Source organism: Paenibacillus sp. V4I3 (assembly GCF_030817215.1).
Classification (GTDB): domain Bacteria; phylum Bacillota; class Bacilli; order Paenibacillales; family NBRC-103111; genus Paenibacillus_E.
This window is the reverse complement of record NZ_JAUSZA010000001.1, coordinates 4,048,812-4,069,012: the sequence shown is the minus strand read 5'-3', so window position 1 is coordinate 4,069,012 and position 20,201 is coordinate 4,048,812. Positions and strand designations below refer to the sequence as shown.

The following is a 20,201-nucleotide window of genomic DNA, read 5'->3' as shown; positions in this document are numbered from 1 at the left end:
TTAAGTTCGAATGATTTATACACCTGCATAGGAGTGAAGACCCGCAATGACTAGGTTCACACCAACTAATGTAAACATAACAACAATAAATCCAATAACAGTCAACCAAGCTGATTTCTTACCTTGCCAGCCCTTGGAGAGACGAAGGTGTAAAAACACCGCATAGAACAACCAAGTAATTAAGGCCCAAACTTCTTTGGGATCCCAACCCCAGAAACGGCCCCATGCTTCTTGAGCCCAAATCATCGCAAAAATCAATGCGCCTAATGTGAAAATCGGATAGCCGATCGCAATGGCACGATAGCTGATTTCATCCAGATCTTCCGGGTCCATTCCTTTGACGATGGGTCCAATTGCTGCTCCTAATGGCTTACGCGCAACAACACGTGCGAGTCCATAGAGCAGAAGACCTCCAAGTATCGACCAAATGACCGTATTCAACTTACGCCCTGCACTTGCCCCTTCCATCCAAGATGGAGCTGTGAACAAAGGTTCAGACATGCCTAGGAAAGGCTTCATTTCTACAAGCTTCGTATCATAAGGCTTAACAATTGGAGGCAATACATAAGTTTCATTATGAATGTTCGTCTCTTGTTGGCCTTGTGCATTGGTCACGATGACTTCTTTGGAGAAAACGGCTTTATAGCCAGAACCATTAAATGTAAAGATGGAAGCAATGAAGGCGATTAACATCAGAATGAAAAAGATCGTAAGTTCCACGCCTCTTTGTTCACGCTTATCTACTTTGGATGTTCCTTTGTAATCGACAGCACGGAGCAGATACATCAATCCGCCGGCAAAGCCGACTCCGAAGAAAGCTTCTCCTGTAGCAGCGGTTGTTACATGGATCTTGAGCCAGTAACTTTGCAACGCTGGAATTAAGGGTTGCACTTCGCTCGGGAAAACAGAAGCATAAGCAATGATGATAAAGCCAATGGGTAATGCGAATACCCCAAGGACAGGTGTGCGATAAATGAGATACACGATCAAGAAAGCAAAAATGATCATCATACCTAGAAAGGTCATGAATTCGTACATATTCGATGTCGGGATATGATTACCTTCCGCCCATCTAGTAAAAAAGAAAGTCACGTGACACGCAAATCCAACTAGTGAAGCAATGAAAGCAACAAAGCCCCATCGCTTCGTATGTTGTTCGGGGTCCCGATTACTCCATTTCCTACCGGTTATCGAGAGGACAAACAACAAAAATGCAGCGAGGTAAACGAAAAAAGCTATAAGTAAAAAGGTGCTGCTCAGTGAGTTAACATTCACCCCTGGTCCCCTCCAATATCTAATGATTTCGGTGAAACTTCTATATTGTTCTTCTTGAGTGCTGCTGCCACTTCATTCCGAAGTCCAAACCAGTTCTTATTTGTATGACCGCCCAAAGTTAGCTTCCCGCTGTCAATTCGAATCCAGATGCGGCGATGCTGCCAATAGAAGCCCATAATCACGCCAATCATGAATATCGCAGATCCTACCCAGATATAAGGCATAGCCTTGTCTACGCGAATGTTCAGATAGGTTGTGTAATTGGCAAATTGAACACCTTCCATGGAGCCGACAGCAAGCTTCAGCTTTTGACTTATGGGGCCATTAATTGTATCTTGTGAGAACGTTTCTTTATCTATTTGTCTTGGGAAGTACAGGTAAGGTATACCGTTAGCTGCTAGATCGGGACCTGTGATGCTAAATATAAATGCAGGTGCTTTGGGCTCATTCGACTTGCTGATGGGCTGTCCCTTTTCAAGACCAAACTCGGGGAAGTACCCTTTCAGCGTCAGCTTGTAAGGACCTACTTGATATTCATCCTTAGGATTATTCATTGGCAAATCAAAGCTTCCATAAGACTCACTTGTAGCGGGATTGCTAAGTGTGGGCTTCACGGAGATTAGCATTGGTGTTGATTTATAATCGAATTGATAAGCTTGTAGGCCTTTGTAATCAAGTGGATGATTCACGATAATGTTTTGTTTGTGTACTTCAGTAAGTACCGGTTCTTTGGATGAATCGTCACAATTCGCGGAACAGTGATACAAAACTGCCTGAGTTTCATAGGTTTTCGGGACAATTTGCCCCTTAGCCTTAATACTTTCTGGCAAATCTTTCTCGTCATACAGCTCCAACGTGAACTTTTCATTTTTGATGAAATAGGAAGTGTGAGGGATTGCCTTGGTTTCCCCTTCCAGAATACCCATGTACTCATCCATATGCCAGCCTGGAATGCTTCTCATTAACACACCGATCAGAAATATAATGAGACCAATATGATTAATATAGGGGCCCCAGCGGCTAAAACGGTATTTCTCAGCCAGAAGCGCTGCTCCATCTGTATGTACACGGTAATTTTTTTTACGCAAAAGATCGCCAAGCTTATTTGTCCATGCTTCCTCATCCGTACCCGGCGGCAGATCGGCGACAAGCGTCACTTTCTGTCTCGTGAGAAAATTCAAGTGTTTACGAATTTGCTGCTTAGTTAGCGCGCGATATAATGGCAACACCCGATCCAAACTACAAATGACTAGAGATGTTCCTATCATGAACAGCAGCGTGATGAACCACCATGAACTAAACGTGTGGGAGAAGCCCAGAAAGTGATAAATGGTCCCCAGTGTACCATAATTTTGCGAATAATACTGGGCAGGATCCATATCTAAGAACGTATTTTCTTGTGGAAAAATAGTGCCTACGGCAGATGCGACGACCGTCCAAATAATGATCCATACCGCTATTCTAACCGAGGAAAAGAAATTCCAGACTTTATCTAACAAAGAAGGGTTCGATTTCTGAGAGCGACGGGCCATACCGTCGTATCGCATTTCCAGTATATCTCTGCCCTCCGTGTCAATCAGCGGATTACCACAAGATTCACAAAGCGTAGTACCTGTGGGATTCTGATGCCCGCAATCGCATTTGGTGTTGTAGAACATGATGACCTCCTGAAAACTTTAAGCATTCGTTCATTTTAAGACTTGTCAACCAACTTAGCGATCGATTCATCGATAAAAGACTCTGTCATCTGGCCGATTTTTTTGATACTCACTTTGCCGTCTGCTCCAATAAAGAAGGTTGTCGGATAATCCATGACGCCATACTGCTTACGTACGACTTCTTTGGCATCCAGAAGCACAGGCATATTCAACTTATACTGATCCATGAAGCTTTGAACCGTTACTTTATTCTTATCAACGTTGACCTCTAAGAAAACCACACCTTCTTTGCTCCATTTATCATATTGCTTTTGGAGAGCAGGCATTTCTTCTTTGCACGGCGGACAAAAAGTTCCCCAGAAATTAATCAAAACCGGTTTGCCCTTATAATCCGATAATTCATGCGTTTTACCATCTAAGCCGACTAAGGAGAAATTCGTCGCTTTGTCGCCTGTTTGGGGATACTTCTTGCTGTCAGAAGCCGACAAATTGGTAATAATGGTAAACACGCCAATAATAAGCACGACCGCAAAAATCCCAATCTGTACCCATTTCTTATTTGGACCCACGTATAATCACCTTCGCTTTTTTTGACAATGTTAGTATTTTCACATAGGTTTATACCTTATATTATAACGAAAAGAAGGCCAATTCTTATTGGCCTTTTTGAACGTTATGTGTCTTGAGAGCTTCGTTCCTAAGCTCCTCAACCTCTTTAGGCGTCAAGTGACGATACTTGGCTCTTGGCAGGCCAGTTAAAAAGATTGGACCGAATTTAATTCGTTTTAATTTGATCACTGGAAAGGAGATTGCCTCGAACATACGTCTGACTTGTCGATTCCTGCCCTCGTAGATCGTAATTTGAATGATGGACTCATTCTTCTCCATATTCACATCCGCATATTCAACCTCAGCCGGAGCCGTCATGCCATCCTCTAACTGTATACCCGTTTTTAGCTTGTCTAATAACGTTCCGTGCGGTACCCCTTTTACAGTGGCTTGATAGGTTTTGGGCACGTGATGTTTAGGATGCGTGAGTAAATGGGCAAATTCACCATCATTCGTCAGAAGGAGCAACCCTTCCGTATCATAATCCAATCGTCCGACCGGATAAACGCGTTCTCTAATCCCAGGCAAGAAGTCTGTTACTACTTTACGGCCCTCTGGGTCCGTTGCACTTGTAATAACACCCTTGGGTTTATTCAAAATGACATAGATCTTCTTTTGTTGACCAATAGCACGTCCATCAACTCTAATTTCATCTTCTTCCGTGTTTACTTTCACGCCAAGCGTGGTGACGACTTCACCGTTCACTTGAACACGTCCTGCTGTGATAATTTCCTCACATTTCCGACGGGATGCGATCCCCGCTTCGGCTAATACTTTTTGCAGTCTTTCCATGATCCGCTTTCACCTCAAGCTAATGATAACGGAGTTCCATATAAATCTCAAGAGCGAAGGCATATTGAGATTAACACGTGGTTGCAAAGCACGTTAGAATAATCATTCTAAGTGAATACCAAAAAACAGATGATGATGGAAGCTACAAAGCCGACCAAGTCAGATATAAGTCCTACTTTTAGCGCGTATCCAGCCTTCCGAATGCCAATAGCACCGAAATATACCGTAATCACATATAAAGTCGTGTCCGTACTCCCTTGAACCGTCGAAGCAATGCGGCCAATCATGGAATCCGGGCCAAACTGCTCGATAAGATCTGTTGTAAAAGCAAGCGAGCCCGCTCCAGTAATCGGACGTAGAATGGCCAATGGCAGCACTTCGGTTGGAACCCCGATGCTTTCAAAGAATGGTCGCATCCAGCCAATTAATAAATCCATCGCACCGGAGGCACGAAAGACAGATATGGCTACCATCATACCGACTAAATGAGGGATGATTTTGATAGCTGTATCAAAACCCTCTTTAGCTCCGTCAACAAACGATTCATAAACGGGCACTTTTCGATAGGCCGCGAATAAAGGAATGAAGACGATCATGATAGGGATAGCCCATGCAGAGATGAGTGAAACGAAGGCATACATACGTAATCATCCTTTCAAAGGAGGGATGGGTGAGCGTGACCTTCGATACCATCGATCCACAAAAATAGCCGCGGCCGTCGAAATGACAGTGGCAATTAGCGTTGTGCCGACGATTTCCGCAGGATTTAAAGAATTGTAATTCATGCGAATGGCGATTAAGGTTGTAGGAATAAGTGTAATGCTGGATGTGTTAAGTGCTAGAAGGGTACACATAGCGGTGCTAGCCGTGTCTTTATCGGGATTCAACTTTTGCAGCTCCTGCATCGCCTTAATTCCCATAGGTGTAGCCGCGTTCCCAAGACCAAGGATATTGGCACTCATGTTGGACATGATGTAGCCGATGGCTGGGTGATTCTTGGGAACACTTGGAAATAAAAAACGAACCGCTGGCTGCAATAATCTTGCAAGTTTGCTAAGAAGACCAGCATCTTCGGCTATCCGCATCATCCCCATCCAAAAGACCAGCACACTAATTAATCCAAAGCAGACCGTTACTCCGCTCTTAGCACCATCGAAAGCTGCTTGTGTGACAGTTTCCACATTCCCATTCAATGCCGCCACGCCGAAACCAACGACAATAAAAAACAGCCAAATCCAATTCACCATATCAAATGGCCTCCTTAGAGTTTTGCTTCAGCAAAACTGGCATCGTAAGCATAACCTTAGAGTTTTGCTTCAGCAAAACTGGCATCGTAAGCATAATCTTAGTTTAATCCGCCCATTGTGATTCTGAGACTGTAAACAGGCTCTGTACTAACAATCTACAAATGTATCCGTAGTGTGAAAACCATGTTTCTTTATACGCATTACCTTCTTTAAAGGAGAATGTGGACTGACTGGTCGTTTGCAGCAACGGACTTGTTGAATCATAGATGGGTACTGTTTGAATTGATTTCTGATTGAGTGAAAATTGCACTGTCCCTCGTTCTGCTAACCGGTATTCCATAGAAGCAGGATCGACTAGTACTACTTTCCGAGTTAGTTGCGCGGCTTCACCTTCAGCCAATGGATAGGAGAACGACCTCCCCACGACCCACGGAGTGCCCTCCACGGCATCCCCCTTCTTGACAATCGTTTGTAACGGATAATATTTAAACCCATATTGAAGTAACCGAGCGTGATCCCCCCAGTCATCCGGATCATTGAGCGTAACAACGGCGAGATGCTGGCCGTTTCTGGTGGCTGATGAGACCAAGCAGCGCTTGGCTAGCTTCGTATAACCCGTTTTCACACCGTCAGCACCTTCAAAGAGAGACAGCATCTTATTCTTGTTAAGCCATGAATAATCCCAAGCTTCATTCGGGTTCGGCACTTTCTTGATTTTCGTGGAAACAATATCTTGAAATACGGCATTTTTTAGGGCATAAGCCGTCAGCTTAGCCATATCGTTCGGACTGGAGCGATGACCTTCTCCCTCATCGAGGCCCGAGGGATTCGTGAAATGCGAATGATCCATACCGAGCATCTTCGCTTTCTCATTCATCAAATAAACGAAGCCTTCCACACTTCCTCCTATATGCTCGGCGATAGCGGTTGCTGCATCATTTCCAGAGCGCATCATCAGACCGTACAGCATGTCGTGCAGACGCATTTCTTCACCAAGCTTCAGATAAATGGAAGAACCTTCTTTGCCAAACGCATTTTTACTAACCTTGACTTTATCCGTCAATTTACCTTCTTCAATCGCAATGATCGCGGTCATAATTTTGGTCAAGCTGGCTATTCGCATAGGCGTGTCCCCTTTTTCACTATAGAGGATACGGCCTGACTCCACATCAATAAGGGAAGCACCCACAGCATTCGTATGGATGCCAGGCGGTGCTGCCTCCACTTGTCCAAATGGTGCCCACAGTAAACTAATGATCGCAATCCATAATAGGATAAACCTGACTCTTATCTTCATCGTTTTCCCCCTACACAAAAGAACTTGTACCTTTTTGACTAGACAAAACTTTGTACAAGTATATGCTTATGGAATGGGGATATGTCCAAGTCTTCTTATTTACAAAACAGAAATCAGTCGGTATAATGAGTAATAATTTAATACGGAGATCACCGGAGGAGCCTGCCACTGCAGGCTTCTTTTTGCGTTTTTTGGGGTTCTCCTTGAAAATGGACATAATAATTTTTACTTACTAAGTCAGTAAAGCAAAAGCTTACTGTGAGGAGGAAAACATGCTAACTTGGGTTGCCTTAATTATTTTTGTATTGACTTATGCGCTTATTATTTCTGAGAAAGTCAATCGAGCGGTCATCGCCTTACTCGGTGCTGTGATCATGGTATTTGCCGGTATTCTAGATGTGCACAAAGTGTTTCAACAGTATATCGAATGGGAGACCATCACTCTTCTTATTGGAATGATGATTCTCGTAGGAATTACGAATCAAACGGGTGTATTTCAGTTCGTCGCCATCCGCGCCGCGAAAGCTGTGAAGGGGGATCCCTTGCGTATATTACTCGTACTGTCCGTTTTAACTGCTATTGGCTCAGCCCTCTTGGATAACGTGACAACCGTCTTATTGGTCGTCCCTGTCACCATTGCGATTACTCGGATACTGGAAATTAATCCCGTCCCTTTCTTGATGTCTGAAATCATTGCTTCCAATATAGGAGGTACAGCTACACTCATTGGAGATCCTCCCAACATCATGATTGGATCTGCCAACCCGCATTTAACCTTTAATGCCTTTCTGCTCAATTTAGCGCCTATTACGATCCTTATTTTCGGTGTAGCCCTTTTCATGTTGTATATGATGTATAGAAAGCAACTGCGACCTAATCCTGCTCTGCAAACTAAACTCTTAGAGCTGAATGAACGCGATTATATCAAGGATAAGCTGCTCATGAAAAAATCTTTACTTATTTTATCACTGACTATTATCGGATTTATGCTTCATGCTATTATTCATGTTGATGCCGCAGTTATCGCGATAACCGGTGCTATTTTGCTCATGCTTTTCGGTCTCAAGGAACACGATGTCGAAAAAGCTTTTGATTCTATTGAGTGGGTAACGATTTTCTTCTTTGCTGGCCTTTTTAGCTTAGTCGGAGGTTTACAAGAGGTTGGATTAATTAAATCTCTAGCCATGAAAGCTCTAGATGTAACGGAAGGAGACATCACCACGGCTTCATTATTGATTCTCTGGGGTTCTGGTCTTGCATCAGCGACCATTGACAACATTCCATTCGTTGCTACGATGATCCCCTTAATTAAAGACATGGCCGTGGGGCTTGGACTTGCCGTTGATTCGGAGCCTATCAATATCCTATGGTGGTCGCTTGCTTTAGGGGCTTGTTTAGGAGGAAATGGCACAATTATCGGCGCTTCCGCCAATGTTATCGTTGCCGGACTCGCCGCCAAAGAGGGCAAAGGCTTCAGTTATATGGAATTTCTGAAGGTGGGGGCTCCTATAACCCTTGTGTCTTTGGCATTGGCTCATGTTTATATTTATATTCGTTATCTGCTATAGGGGAATAGAACATGAAAAAAGCTGCCCACAAAGGACAGCTCAAACGAAGGCCAATCAGCTACACAATGAAATTTTGATTCTCGATATTGGTTACATTTGTTCCGCTCGCGCCTACAGTACTGGCAGGTGTCTTAGCTCCAAAGCCTTTGATCATGCTTTGGATTTTGTCCACTACTTGGGGAGCGGAGTCAATGAGGCGTTCAAGAATATGTGTCTGGTTGTCCAGTGGAACAACCTTCACGCCATTCTTGCCTACGACGAGGAATGCAATAGGTGTAATGGATACCCCGCCGCCGCTGCCGCCGCCAAAAGGTAGAGCAACCCTTGAATTCAGTGCATCGCTTTTACCGACAGAGCCGCCTTCGATTTCAATTTCAGAATCTGTCACGAATTCGCTGCCGCCTGCGGCAAAACCGAAACCTACTTTGGATATCGGCATAATAACACTTCCGTCCGGCGTTTCAACAGGATCACCGACAATCGTGTTAACGTCGACCATTTCTTTAATATTTTCCATGGCGACTTTCATGAGGCCTTGAATCGGGTGTTCGGACATGATCGTATTCCTCCTTAGAGTTTTTAGCCAGATAAACTGGCATCGGAAGCACAAGCGTTAAAAAGCAATAATGGTTCATTTGTAGAATGCCCTTAGTGGAATATCGTTATGTACACTTTAAGAAGCCGTTTTAACTCGCGACCTTATCTTCAGTGTCTTCAAAACTATTTGAATCCATGTACGAATACCACCTTTTACTTTGGCCGCTCTGCTAATCAAACGCACTCCTGCAACGACTACAAACCATACACGGATACGTCCTGCAAAACGAAAATCGGTAGTAAACTTCTTCTCATTATATTGCGGAATAACATCGATGTGCGGTTTCGCCGTTAAGTTCACATAGCGAATGGAAAAGCCAAGCAGCGAAGATTTGATTCCCCATATTGCCCCTGTTGTAATCGCTGTTTCAGGAGCATCACCTATGCCTATGCGAGTTATCCATTTCAAATCGGTACACTCGACTTTCGCTAATGTCTGCTTCATCCAATCATAAAGGTTTAAGGTATGTACAAGTGCTTCCTTTGCTTGTTTGTAAACGGAGAGTATTTTTTCTTTCGTGATATGATCCCTGGTTTCATCTTTAAGTTTGGAACTGGATTTGGTTACAACTTCCGATTTAATCAAAATCCCCTTCGTAAAGCCTTTGAATTGTATGATTGGTATGACGTAACGATAGCGTATAAGCCCGAATAACGCCCGCATTTCCACTGATAACGTATCGTTGTCTTTCACTCTGGAGAAATTTAACTCTCCGCGAATGAAACTGAATAAGAAAACGATGATCGCAAAAATGACAAAAAGAATGACAATCCCCAGCCATAACAACTTAGAATCCCTCCTAATATAGGGATCTTTGAGCTTAGCTCAAAGTCTCTCCGCTTTGGGATCTTTGAGCGAGCTCAAAGTCTCTCCGCTTAACAAAAAACTCCGCCTACAAGACAAATATCTTCTCGTAAGTGGAGTTAGTATGACCTTAAAAAGGAAATGAAATGCATGTGTGCGGGTTCTTATTCAGTTTCATCACTTACATCTTCAAGAGTAAACTGCTTCTGATCCCCGCCTATTCGGTCAAATAATAGACGTGTCTCTTCTTCCAAATCGAAATTCCCTTGAAAGCTTGCCGAATCCGGCAGCTCCGTAATCGAACTAAGCCCGAAATATTCTAGAAATTGCTTGGAGGTTCCGTACAATATCGGTCTACCTACCGCATCGGCACGTCCAACTTCCGTTATCAAGTCTTTACCGGTTAAGGTTGCCAAGGCCCGATCGCATTTCACGCCGCGGATCTCCTCAATTTCGACTCTTGTAATTGGCTGTTTATAAGCAACGATGGATAAAGTCTCTAACGCCGCTTGTGATAGGGATGATCGTGAAGGTGAATAAGCTAGTCGTTCAAAATAGGGCGCATGCTCAGCTAAGGTTGTTAACTGATACGCTCCAGCTACTTCGACAATCTGAACGCCACGACCCTTTCGTTTGAACTCCGTTCTCATATCTTTGAGCAGATCACGAATCAAATAAAGATCAAGCTCCATGACTTCAGCTAATTGCTTGGCATCCAAGCCTTCGTCGCCAGAGGCAAAGAGCAGTCCTTCAATAATTGATTTCATCTGTGGGAAATTGAGTGTCAATGTCAGAAACCTCCTCTTTCGCTTGGATGACGATGTCTTCAAATAGCTTATACTGATAGCAAATAACTTTTTTCATTTTCATTAATTCGAGTATCGCTAAGAAAGTCACAACAATTTCTTCACGTGTCATTTCGTAATCGAATAGCTTCGAGAAAAGCAGCTTGCCGCCTTTAAATTTAAGTAAGTCAATAACCTCTCGGATGCGGTCTTTAACGGAAATTTCATCTCTACGTATTCTCGCAACCACATTGCGGTTAGCCAACTTCCTTAACGTTCGCTGAAAGGCAAACAAAAGATCTGCGACATCAAGACCTTCAACAGGGTTCTCCTGGATATCAGGCAGGTATGAAGTCAAATCCTCAGGTTCTCGCGTGTAAACCAGACTACGTTCTACTTCTTTATCCCTAAGCATATCGGCAATCGATTTGTATTTTCGGTATTCAATTAGCTTCGCAACAAGTTCTGCGCGAGGATCTAGAGAGTCGTCCATATCATCAAAATATTCATCAAATTCAATAACAGGCGGCTTAGGTAATAGCATTTTGCTCTTGATAGAGAGAAGCGTTGCTGCCATCACAAGAAATTCACTCGTAATATCCAGCTCCAATTCATGCATAGCTTGAACATAACCTAAGTACTGGTCTGTAATTTCTTTGATTGGAATATTATAAATGTCAAGTTCATTTTTATCGATAAGATGAAGCAATAGATCAAGGGGGCCTTCAAATGCTTCTAACTTGTAGGTTACTTTCATTCCGTTCTCCCCCTTGTCATAGTGAAAATAGATTCATAACAAACTGCGCGGCAAACGGATAAATATGTCCGAGCGCCCATTGACCAACCGGTGTAATCATTAAAACAATAACTAGAATAAGTGCATAGCGTTGATTACGTGCAAACCATCCCTGCTTTCGGGAAGGAACAAGTCCTTTCAAAACATACCATCCGTCGAGCGGATAAAGGGGCAGCATATGTATAAGACAAATCATTAAATTGACGATGACGCAGTACTGCAAATAGACTCGCCACTGTTCAACAGTTATGGACTCTGTCCCTCCTCCTACCAAAGCCGGAAGAAAGAAATAGAGCCACCAGAAGAACAAAACGAGCAGCAAATTCGTAAAAGGCCCCGCTAAATAAACAAGTGTATGGGATAGCCTAGGTCTCTTCTTAAATCGTGATTCATCTACCGGTAATCTCTTCGACCAGCCATAGGGTCCGAAGATGATCATAGCTAGCCCCAAGGCATCTAAATGTGCCAAGGGGTTTAGCGATAACCGTTTGCTTTCTCGAGCTGTACGATCTCCGAGCAGCCAAGCTACCCCCGCATGAGCTGCATCGTGCAGCGTCATTGCGATCAGAAAAGCGAACAACCTGGGCAGCAGCGTTTCCAGATGATAATAAGAAAGCATTACGAAGTGAATTGCTTCGTCAAATTCGCCATTTCAATAGCTGTAACGGCAGCTTCCCAGCCTTTATTTCCAGCTTTGGTACCCGCACGTTCCACCGCTTGTTCAATGGAATCTGTTGTCAGAACACCGAAAATCGTAGGAACGCCTGTTTTCAGGTTAATAGCAGAAACACCTTTCGCTACTTCGCTGCACACATAATCAAAATGCGGAGTTGATCCTCGAATGACCGCACCTAGTGTAATAACAGCATCATACTTTCCGCTTTCAGCCATTTTTTGAGCGATTAGGGGAAGTTCAAATGCGCCTGGTACCCAAGCAATATCTACTTCATCTTCATTTACGCCATGACGCTTCAGAGCATCCTGTGCGCCACCTAATAATTTGGATGTAATAAATTCATTGAAACGACCTACAACGATACCATATTTCAAGTTTTGTGAAATTAAATGTCCTTCAAAAATGTTAGCCATGGTGAAATACTCCCTTTCTTATTAAAACAGGTTATTTGGATTAGATTGGATTTAAATGCCGCTGCCCGAGTCATGGAAACTGAGCATATGGCCAAGCTTGTTTTTCTTCGTTTGTAAATAACTGAGGTTATCTGCCTTACTATCCATTTGAATCGGAACCCGCTCAACAACTTCAAGGCCGTAGCCTTCCAGACCTTTAATTTTGCGTGGATTATTCGTTAATAGACGAAGTTGAGTGATGCCAAGATCTTTCAAAATTTGCGCCCCAATCCCATAATCCCGAAGATCTGGAGCAAAGCCAAGCTTAATATTCGCCTCTACGGTGTCTAATCCCTGCTCTTGCAAAGCATAAGCCTTCAATTTATTGATTAAACCGATTCCGCGACCTTCCTGTCGCATATATAATAATACACCATTGCCTTCTTCATCAATCTGTTTTAATGCGGCATCCAGTTGTGGACCGCAGTCGCAGCGATGAGAATGGAAAACATCCCCAGTCAAGCACTCGGAATGCACGCGTACCAACGTTGGTTTAGAAGGGTCAATTGTTCCTTTGACAAGGGCCACATGCTCTTTATTATCCAGTTGATTCGTATAAGCAATAGCCTTGAATGTACCAAAATCAGTTGGAAGCTTAATTTCAACTTCACGCTCAACCAATTTCTCTTGCTGATTACGGTATTGGATTAAGTCTTGAATCGTGATAATGCGCAGGTCGTGTTTCTCTGCGATTTCCATGAGATCCGGTACACGAGCCATCGTCCCGTCTTCCTTGATAACTTCACAAATGACCCCTGCTGGATAAGAGCCACACAAGATAGCTAGATCTATCGTCGCTTCTGTATGTCCAGCTCTGCGGAGGACACCGCCCTTCTTGGCAATCAGCGGGAAAATATGACCAGGTCTGCGGAAATCCTGCGGTTTTGTTTCGGGATCAATCAGGCCCATAATCGTTCTTGAACGCTCATGCGCAGATATCCCAGTGCTTGTATCCATATGGTCAACAGAAACGGTAAACGCTGTTCCGTGATAATCCGTATTCCGAGCAACCATGGGAGGCAACTCAAGTTCTTTTGCACGTTCTTCTGTTATTGGTGCACAAACGAGTCCGCGTCCCTCTCTGATCATGAAATTAATGACCTCTGGCGTAGTTTTATCAGCAAGTGCGATAAAATCGCCTTCGTTCTCACGATCCTCATCGTCTACAACAATAATGACTTTACCTAGTTTAAGATCATCCAGCGCTTCTTCTATTGTGTTAAAGATTATTTGTGTCATATTCACCTCTCCTAAGAGTTTTGCTTTAGCAAAACTGACTTCGTAAGCATAAGCTAGAGCTTTGCTTTAGCAAAGCTTTCTTCGTAAGCGTAAACTAGAGCTTTACATTAGCAAAGCTGGTTTCAAACACCTACATAAAGCCGTTATCGGCGAGAAAGCTCGCAGTTAGCGTGCTTTGCTTTTTCCCGTTGCCCTCCGAAGATTCAGATGGACCGAACTTTAGTAGACGCTCCATATATTTGCCTAATACGTCACATTCCATGTTGACCGTATCCCCGGCCTTTTTATCATGTAGGACCGTTTGAGCAAGGGTATGCGGGATGATGGAAACCGCCACTTCACGATCATTAACATCAACAACGGTTAGGCTTATGCCGTCAATTGTGATGGAACCCCCGGAAATGATATATCGGAAAATGTGCTTATTCTCCGGTTCGAACCGGTAAACGACCGCATTTTCTTCGGGTATTCGTGAAAGGATCGTTGCGGTTGCATCCACATGTCCTTGAACAATGTGCCCGCCGAACCGGCCATTCGCTGCCATCGCTCGCTCCAAATTCACGCGTGTGCCTGTTTGTAGTTTGCGAAGATTCGTCTTGCGGTATGTTTCTGGCATAACATCCACGGAAAATGAGTCGTTATCAAAAGATATGACCGTCAAACAGACGCCATTTACAGAAATACTGTCACCTAGGTGGACATCTTCAAGCACTTTCTTAGCAGCGATGGTCAATACCATCGCTTGCCCTTGACTATGAATGCGGCGCATGTGGCCGATTTCTTCGATAATTCCGGTAAACATGCAAGTCCTCCATTCGTTAGCTCTTATAATTCGGATAGCCGGTTATGCAAATATCCGGTCCGAACTGCTCGACCTTGAGTCGGTCGAGCGTAATCGCATCATCCATCTTCGCGAAGCCATCGAAGTTGATGTTTACAGGTGCTGCAGAGCCGCCGCCGATGATTTTCGGCGCAAACATCAGCACCAGCTTATCGATCAGGCGCCGCTCCAGCATGGCGCCATTGAGCTTCCCTCCACCCTCTAGGAGGATGGAGCCGATCTCGTGCTCGCCGAGCTGCCGCATGGCGAGCGTCAGGTCCACCTGCGGGCCGTCCCCGCAGGTGAGGACCGTGATGCCGCGCGCTTCCAGCGCGGCACGCCGCTCTGCAGGCGCCTGTGCGCTTGCGAGCAGGATCGTCTGCTGACGATCCTGCTCCGTGAGCACCCGGGCGCCCAGCGGGACTCGCAAGAGCGAGTCCGCGACGATCCTTACCGGCTGCACAGCCGGTACGTCGCCGCGCGCGCTCAGCAGCGGGTCGTCGGCGATGACGGTGTTGACGCCGACCATGATACCCTGATGCCGATGGCGCAGGGTATGAACGAAGGCACGCGACGCTGGCGACGTGATCCACTTGCTGTCGCCGGTCTTCGAGGCGATGCGGCCGTCAAGCGTGCTCGCTGTCTTCATCGTCACATAAGGCATGCGGGTGACGATGTATTTGTTGAAGGCCTCGTTCATTGCCGCGGCCTCCTCTGCAAGCAGCCCAACCGTCACGTCGAGACCATGATCATACATCTTAGCGATGCCTGTCCCAGCAACCTGCGGGTTCGGATCCCTTCCAGCGACGACAACCCGTGACACGCCAGCCTCAATGAGTCGGTCGCTACACGGTGGAGTCTTGCCAAAGTGACTGCATGGCTCTAATGTCACATAAGCCGTGCTGCCTTTAGCTTCCTCGCCTGCCATTTGCAAGGCGAGAACCTCGGCATGGCCATGTCCGCGCTTCAGGTGCGCTCCCATGCCAATGATGCGTCCATTCTTAACAAGGACACACCCTACTACGGGATTAATTCCTGTCTGACCAAGAGCACTTTCAGCCATTTGCAGAGCAAGTCTCATGTAGGCTTCGTCATTCAGTACATGCACGAAGTTCACCGCCTTTCAGATCTATTCCAAAATTTGAATGCAAAAAGGCCCCTCCGTGTATCGGATAGGGGCCAGAGATTGTCTAGATAACACGAAGAAGCTTCATCCATCCATACTTGCCGCATTTTTGATCAAATCAAACAACAACGACGTATCTGCTTCAAAAAACAGACCTGCCGAATTTTTGTTTACGTGAAAAAATGTACAAGCATGCATAGCGAATCAAATGTTCGCGTTTTCCTTCTCCCATCCAGACTATACTGTCGGTTCCGGAATTGCACCGGATCAGCCGTAGCGAAGCTGTGTGTCAGGTACCGCTAGCTTCAAAACGGGTCACGGACTTATCGAAACATGTAACGGGTACATGCTATCGAATCACCGCCGGTGTGGAATTTCACCACGCCCCGAAGGTTTTGCATACATATAAAAGTAACTTACAACTAAGAACTAGCTATAAATTACTTTGATAATGAAAAATTTATCACTCACACTTACAAAAAGCAAGTGCTTTTTTCCTTTTCACAATTATTTCTTACTTTTTCAATGAATTCACTCGGAATTAAATTTAAAAAGAAACCTATTGAAATAAATCAACAGGCTTCTTTTCGAATATGGCGAATTATACTTCTACAACTTCAACTTTCTCCATCAAATCTTTGCCTTTGAAAGCATCGACTAACTCCATGCCTTTAGATACTTTACCGAATACGGTGTGTTGTCCATCCAAATGCGGTTGCGGTTGGTAAGCAATATAGAACTGGCTTCCACCTGTATTTCTGCCTGCATGAGCCATAGCCAAGGAGCCGCGCTCATGTTTGTTCGGGTTGATTTCACAGTTGATTTGGTAACCAGGGCCACCAGTTCCTGTTCCTGTAGGACAACCACCTTGTGCTACGAATCCTGGAATAACACGATGAAAAACAAGTCCGTTGTAGAAACCGGAGTTTGCTAATTTTTCAAAGTTTGCAACGGTATTCGGTGCATCGTTTTCGAAAAGATCGATAACGACTTCGCCGCCACCTGCTAGTTTAATTTTTGCTTGTTTGGCCATTTGTGGTCCACTCCTTTAGGAAATAATATCTTATTCTACTATGAAAACTTCCATTTCACAAACTGCGCTATACTTCTAACACAATTCTCCCCCGACCTTGTCCTATTTGACTGGAATATGCGCTTTTCGCGCTGCATGAATCAGTCCTTGATTTTCACCAAAAATCATCTGTGATGTGAATGACTATTCCGCGATTAAGAGATGAAAAAAAACGCAAAGAAAGAAACCCCGTGAAGCTGAGGTTTCCTTCATTTTCATTTAAAACCAATTAAACGGTCTCGCTCATTTGTTTCATTCTTGCAGGAATGATGTCGTTGCCAACGATGTTATCGAACGTTTCGCGTTTCACGACGAGATCACTTTGACCATCTTTCACGAAGACAACGCCAGGACGGCGGATACGGTTATAATTGCTTGCCATTGCATAATTGTATGCTCCTGTACAAGATACAGCGAGAACGTCTCCTGAACTTACTTTGGGCAGGTTCAGATCCCAGATCAGCATATCACCGCTCTCACAGCATTTCCCTGCAATAGATACAACCTCTGTCGGTTGCTCTGTAGCACGGTTAGCCAACATCGCCTCATACACAGCCTCATACAAAGCAGGACGTGGGTTGTCAGTCATGCCGCCATCTACAGCTACGTATTTACGCACTCCTGGAATATCCTTAGTTGTACCTACTGTGTACAACGTAGTTCCTGCATCACCAACGATGCTGCGACCTGGTTCAACCCAAATTTCAGGCATTGGAAAATCATTGCTGCCGAAGTTGTCTTTAATCGCGTCTGTAATTGCTTTAACATAAACGGCAACCGGAAGTGGGCTATCCTCGCTCACATAACGAATCCCGAAACCGCCGCCAAGGTTAATGACCTTGAACGTAACGCCTATTTCTTTGCGAACTTGAACGGCAAAACCAGCCACTTTCTCAGCTGCCATGCGGAAGCCTTCCACTTCAAAAATTTGGGAACCAATATGCGAATGAACGCCCAATAATTCTAAATTGCTTAATTGCGAAGCTTCTTGAACAGCGCGGAATGCCGATCCATTGCCCATGTCGAAACCGAATTTGGAATCCGTCTGGCCTGTAGAAATATATTCATGCGTATGTGCCTCAACGCCCGGCGTAATACGCAGTAAGATCTTCACCTTTTGGCGCTTCTCTTCGGCAATCGCATTCAACATTTGAAGTTCGATGAAGTTATCCACGACGAAACAGCCGATTTTGGCATCAATCGCCATTTCCAATTCTGAGATTGTTTTGTTATTGCCATGAAAATGAATTCGGTCCGCTGGGAAGCCTGCTTGTAGCGCCGTATAAAGCTCACCATCGGAAACAACGTCAAGTGACATTCCCTCTTCATCTACAATTCGGCACATCGCCATTACGCAGAATGCTTTACTTGCATAAGCCACTTGGAATTTCAGACCAGATGCTTTGAAAGCTTCAACGAATTCACGGCAGCGCCCACGTACTAACGCTTCGTCAAAAACATATAAAGGAGTGCCGTATTCAGCAACCAATTTCGTTGCATCGACACCGCCGATTTCGAGGTGGCCTTGGTCGTTTATTTTACTAGTACCATGTAAATACATAGCTTTATTTCCCTCTCTCCCTGAACCATCTTCTTGCTATATTCCGCCTAAGAGGTTAATGTACATTACTATTAAAAGTACCATATGGCATGCTCTTTTGACAATACACGCTTCGACATAAAAGCAAAAAAGGACAGGAGAATTCCCTGCCCTTTTTCTGTTATTTGGATTTTGGTTGACGTGTGCCATCGATTGGCTTAGTAATACTTAGCCGAGTTTTGCCAGCAAGCACCGGACGACGAACCAGGATGGCAAAGAAGCTTTTGGCGTTAAATGGAATAAAGGGCCACATATAGGGTGCATTAAAGGATTTCCTTGTGGCTAGTAGAATCAGCCATAACGTTGAGCCTACTACAAATCCGGGGACGTGGAAGATCGCTACGATGATTAAGAGAGCCAGTCTTACTATTCGATTAGCTAGACCCAATTCATAGCTCGGTGTTGCGAACATCCCAATGGAGGCGAGTGCCAAATACAGAATAACCTCATTGATAAAGAGACCCGTTTTTACCGCGATATCTCCGACCAAAATGGCTGCCACCAAACCCATTGCGGTAGCGAGCGGTGTAGGTGTATGTACAGCAGCCATTCGCATGAGATCAATCCCAATATCCGCTAACAAGAACTGGACCAATAGCGGCAGGCTTCCTTCCTTCTGCGGACCGAGGAATTCTAATCCAGCCGGCTTTAAGGAAGGATCCATAACCATCATAAACCAAAGCGGGAGCAGGAAAATCGAAGCCATAATGCCAACAAAGCGCACCCACCTTAAATAAGTACCGATGAATGGGGTTTGACGATATTCCTCAGCGTGCTGCACATGATGGAAAAATGTGGTCGGCAGAATCATGACGCTCGGTGATGTGTCCACGAAAACACATACATGACCTTCTAGTAAATGGGCGGAGACAACATCCGGCCGCTCCGAATACCGAACCATCGGATACGGGTTCCAACCCTTATTAACAATCGCTTCTTCCAGCTGTTTTTCAGCGAGAGGAAGGCCGTCGATTTCAACATCATTTATTTTATCTTTCACGGCTTGGACTAAATCCGCGTCAGCAATATCGTTGATATAAGCCACACAGACATCCGTCTTGGTTCGTTTACCGATTTGCATGATTTCCAACTTAAATCTTTCATCGCGAATTCTTCGTCTGACTAATGTCACATTCAATAATAGGGTTTCCACGAAGCCATCTCGTGAACCACGGACAACTCGCTCTAAGTCTGGTTCAGCGATCGAACGAACAGGATAATTTTTGACATCGATCGTAATCCCTGCTGTCTCACCTTCAATGAAAAATGCCGTTCCGCCCATCAATACTTGTCCTACGATTTCAGACATTTTCTTGTAGGACTTCACTTGAATGTGCGGAATTAATTTCTCAATGAATGCTTCCAGTGTATGATGTGAAACGGTTTCTTCGTCCGCATAAGTGAGTCGTGTAATGATATCGGTTAACACCGTATCTTTGGCAAATCCATTGCAATAGAAGATGCCTACGCGCTTGGATCCGAACACCATTTCTCTGAGGATGAGATCGAAGCTTCGATCGAGTCCTACTCGTTCCTCCAGCACCCTTCGAACTTCTCGAATACTTCTGGGGATATCTTCCTGAATTTTGAGTGCCTTTTCCTCAGGCGTCATATTTGTTATTGGATTGTAAGCAGATAAATTTCCTTCCTCATCTACGGCCAGTTTCTCCGTATGCCCCTGTGATTCGTTCGATTCATTTGATTCGTTTGATTCGTCTACTTCGTTCGAATCAGACTTATCGCTCCCATTTCCCTTTCTCACAACAAACTTCACTTTGAGCGCCTCC

Annotated in this window: 20 protein-coding genes and 1 riboswitch; of the genes, 1 reads left to right on the top strand and 19 read right to left on the bottom strand. The window is 44.7% G+C overall.

What is annotated here, in order from left to right; genetic code table 11:
- Positions 1–15: 15 nt before the first annotated feature.
- From ccsA to QFZ77_RS18625, 7 genes are all read right to left on the bottom strand, one after another.
- Positions 16–1,275, bottom strand: coding sequence for a cytochrome c biogenesis protein CcsA (ccsA, locus tag QFZ77_RS18655; RefSeq protein ID WP_307441724.1), 1,260 nt, complete (start codon positions 1,273–1,275; stop codon positions 16–18).
- Positions 1,272–2,933, bottom strand: a complete 1,662-nt coding sequence (resB, locus tag QFZ77_RS18650) for a cytochrome c biogenesis protein ResB (protein ID WP_307441723.1) — start codon at positions 2,931–2,933, stop codon at positions 1,272–1,274. Before resB ends, ccsA begins: the two co-directional genes overlap by 4 nt.
- A 35-nt stretch (positions 2,934–2,968) precedes the next feature.
- Entirely contained in the window at positions 2,969–3,502 is a 534-nt protein-coding gene (locus QFZ77_RS18645) for a redoxin domain-containing protein (protein WP_307441722.1), read from the bottom strand.
- An 85-nt stretch (positions 3,503–3,587) separates the two neighbouring features.
- Positions 3,588–4,334: a pseudouridine synthase gene (locus QFZ77_RS18640; RefSeq protein ID WP_047674099.1), complete on the bottom strand. Its 747-nt coding sequence runs from the start codon at positions 4,332–4,334 to the stop codon at positions 3,588–3,590.
- A gap of 107 nt (positions 4,335–4,441) precedes the next feature.
- Positions 4,442–4,975: a spore maturation protein gene (locus QFZ77_RS18635; RefSeq protein WP_047674096.1), complete on the bottom strand. Its 534-nt coding sequence runs from the start codon at positions 4,973–4,975 to the stop codon at positions 4,442–4,444.
- 6 nt (positions 4,976–4,981) lie between these two features.
- On the bottom strand, positions 4,982–5,581 hold the full coding sequence (locus QFZ77_RS18630; RefSeq protein WP_057301847.1) for a nucleoside recognition domain-containing protein: 600 nt from the start codon (positions 5,579–5,581) through the stop codon (positions 4,982–4,984).
- 103 nt (positions 5,582–5,684) lie between these two features.
- Complete coding sequence (locus tag QFZ77_RS18625; protein ID WP_307441719.1) at positions 5,685–6,878, bottom strand: D-alanyl-D-alanine carboxypeptidase family protein; 1,194 nt, start codon at positions 6,876–6,878, stop codon at positions 5,685–5,687.
- A gap of 272 nt (positions 6,879–7,150) precedes the next feature.
- On the opposite strand from QFZ77_RS18625, the gene QFZ77_RS18620 reads away from it, so the two are divergent.
- Entirely contained in the window at positions 7,151–8,446 is a 1,296-nt protein-coding gene (locus QFZ77_RS18620; protein ID WP_307441718.1) for an ArsB/NhaD family transporter, read from the top strand.
- Between the two features lie 58 nt (positions 8,447–8,504).
- On the opposite strand, the gene ytfJ is transcribed toward QFZ77_RS18620, so the two are convergent.
- The 12 genes from ytfJ to QFZ77_RS18560 all read right to left on the bottom strand — a co-directional run bounded on the left by ytfJ (position 8,505) and on the right by QFZ77_RS18560 (position 20,026).
- Positions 8,505–9,002: a GerW family sporulation protein gene (ytfJ, locus tag QFZ77_RS18615; protein WP_307441717.1), complete on the bottom strand. Its 498-nt coding sequence runs from the start codon at positions 9,000–9,002 to the stop codon at positions 8,505–8,507.
- 117 nt (positions 9,003–9,119) lie between these two features.
- Complete coding sequence (locus tag QFZ77_RS18610) at positions 9,120–9,830, bottom strand: DUF2953 domain-containing protein (protein WP_307441715.1); 711 nt, start codon at positions 9,828–9,830, stop codon at positions 9,120–9,122.
- 182 nt (positions 9,831–10,012) lie between these two features.
- On the bottom strand, positions 10,013–10,615 hold the full coding sequence (scpB, locus tag QFZ77_RS18605; protein WP_307449636.1) for an SMC-Scp complex subunit ScpB: 603 nt from the start codon (positions 10,613–10,615) through the stop codon (positions 10,013–10,015).
- Complete coding sequence (locus QFZ77_RS18600) at positions 10,599–11,390, bottom strand: segregation and condensation protein A (RefSeq protein ID WP_307441713.1); 792 nt, start codon at positions 11,388–11,390, stop codon at positions 10,599–10,601. The genes scpB and QFZ77_RS18600 overlap by 17 nt, the downstream gene beginning before the upstream one ends.
- Before the next feature lie 16 nt (positions 11,391–11,406).
- On the bottom strand, positions 11,407–12,048 hold the full coding sequence (locus QFZ77_RS18595; RefSeq protein ID WP_307441711.1) for a site-2 protease family protein: 642 nt from the start codon (positions 12,046–12,048) through the stop codon (positions 11,407–11,409).
- On the bottom strand, positions 12,048–12,518 hold the full coding sequence (gene ribH, locus QFZ77_RS18590; protein ID WP_029192962.1) for a 6,7-dimethyl-8-ribityllumazine synthase: 471 nt from the start codon (positions 12,516–12,518) through the stop codon (positions 12,048–12,050). The genes QFZ77_RS18595 and ribH overlap by 1 nt, the downstream gene beginning before the upstream one ends.
- Before the next feature lie 51 nt (positions 12,519–12,569).
- Positions 12,570–13,796 carry a bifunctional 3,4-dihydroxy-2-butanone-4-phosphate synthase/GTP cyclohydrolase II gene (locus tag QFZ77_RS18585; protein ID WP_307441709.1) on the bottom strand — a complete coding sequence of 409 codons (1,227 nt, stop codon included), beginning with the start codon at positions 13,794–13,796 and terminating at the stop codon, positions 12,570–12,572.
- 130 nt (positions 13,797–13,926) lie between these two features.
- Positions 13,927–14,598 carry a riboflavin synthase gene (gene ribE, locus QFZ77_RS18580; RefSeq protein WP_307441708.1) on the bottom strand — a complete coding sequence of 224 codons (672 nt, stop codon included), beginning with the start codon at positions 14,596–14,598 and terminating at the stop codon, positions 13,927–13,929.
- A gap of 16 nt (positions 14,599–14,614) precedes the next feature.
- Positions 14,615–15,724: a bifunctional diaminohydroxyphosphoribosylaminopyrimidine deaminase/5-amino-6-(5-phosphoribosylamino)uracil reductase RibD gene (gene ribD / locus QFZ77_RS18575; RefSeq protein ID WP_307441706.1), complete on the bottom strand. Its 1,110-nt coding sequence runs from the start codon at positions 15,722–15,724 to the stop codon at positions 14,615–14,617.
- A 234-nt stretch (positions 15,725–15,958) separates the two neighbouring features.
- Positions 15,959–16,140, bottom strand: a riboswitch (FMN riboswitch).
- A 203-nt stretch (positions 16,141–16,343) separates the two neighbouring features.
- The gene (locus QFZ77_RS18570; protein ID WP_047674065.1) at positions 16,344–16,775 is read right to left on the bottom strand and encodes a peptidylprolyl isomerase; all 432 of its coding nucleotides are present in this window, start codon (positions 16,773–16,775) and stop codon (positions 16,344–16,346) included.
- 268 nt (positions 16,776–17,043) lie between these two features.
- On the bottom strand, positions 17,044–18,375 hold the full coding sequence (lysA, locus tag QFZ77_RS18565; RefSeq protein WP_307441703.1) for a diaminopimelate decarboxylase: 1,332 nt from the start codon (positions 18,373–18,375) through the stop codon (positions 17,044–17,046).
- A 160-nt stretch (positions 18,376–18,535) separates the two neighbouring features.
- Entirely contained in the window at positions 18,536–20,026 is a 1,491-nt protein-coding gene (locus QFZ77_RS18560; RefSeq protein WP_373462752.1) for a spore germination protein, read from the bottom strand.
- Positions 20,027–20,201 lie beyond the last annotated feature (175 nt).

Excerpts from the sequence above, each read along its gene's own strand:
- resB (WP_307441723.1), bottom strand. The coding sequence starts at position 2,933 with ATGTTCTACAACACCAAATGCGATTGCGGGCATCAGAATCCCACAGGT.
- QFZ77_RS18640 (WP_047674099.1), bottom strand. The coding sequence starts at position 4,334 with ATGGAAAGACTGCAAAAAGTATTAGCCGAAGCGGGGATCGCATCCCGT.
- QFZ77_RS18635 (WP_047674096.1), bottom strand. The coding sequence starts at position 4,975 with ATGTATGCCTTCGTTTCACTCATCTCTGCATGGGCTATCCCTATCATG.
- QFZ77_RS18630 (WP_057301847.1), bottom strand. The coding sequence starts at position 5,581 with ATGGTGAATTGGATTTGGCTGTTTTTTATTGTCGTTGGTTTCGGCGTG.
- QFZ77_RS18625 (WP_307441719.1), bottom strand. The coding sequence starts at position 6,878 with ATGAAGATAAGAGTCAGGTTTATCCTATTATGGATTGCGATCATTAGT.
- QFZ77_RS18620 (WP_307441718.1), top strand. The coding sequence starts at position 7,151 with ATGCTAACTTGGGTTGCCTTAATTATTTTTGTATTGACTTATGCGCTT.
- ytfJ (WP_307441717.1), bottom strand. The coding sequence starts at position 9,002 with ATGTCCGAACACCCGATTCAAGGCCTCATGAAAGTCGCCATGGAAAAT.
- scpB (WP_307449636.1), bottom strand. The coding sequence starts at position 10,615 with ATGAAATCAATTATTGAAGGACTGCTCTTTGCCTCTGGCGACGAAGGC.
- QFZ77_RS18600 (WP_307441713.1), bottom strand. The coding sequence starts at position 11,390 with ATGAAAGTAACCTACAAGTTAGAAGCATTTGAAGGCCCCCTTGATCTA.
- QFZ77_RS18595 (WP_307441711.1), bottom strand. The coding sequence starts at position 12,048 with ATGCTTTCTTATTATCATCTGGAAACGCTGCTGCCCAGGTTGTTCGCT.
- ribH (WP_029192962.1), bottom strand. The coding sequence starts at position 12,518 with ATGGCTAACATTTTTGAAGGACATTTAATTTCACAAAACTTGAAATAT.
- QFZ77_RS18585 (WP_307441709.1), bottom strand. The coding sequence starts at position 13,796 with ATGACACAAATAATCTTTAACACAATAGAAGAAGCGCTGGATGATCTT.
- ribE (WP_307441708.1), bottom strand. The coding sequence starts at position 14,598 with ATGTTTACCGGAATTATCGAAGAAATCGGCCACATGCGCCGCATTCAT.
- QFZ77_RS18570 (WP_047674065.1), bottom strand. The coding sequence starts at position 16,775 with ATGGCCAAACAAGCAAAAATTAAACTAGCAGGTGGCGGCGAAGTCGTT.
- lysA (WP_307441703.1), bottom strand. The coding sequence starts at position 18,375 with ATGTATTTACATGGTACTAGTAAAATAAACGACCAAGGCCACCTCGAA.
- QFZ77_RS18560 (WP_373462752.1), bottom strand. The coding sequence starts at position 20,026 with ATGACGCCTGAGGAAAAGGCACTCAAAATTCAGGAAGATATCCCCAGA.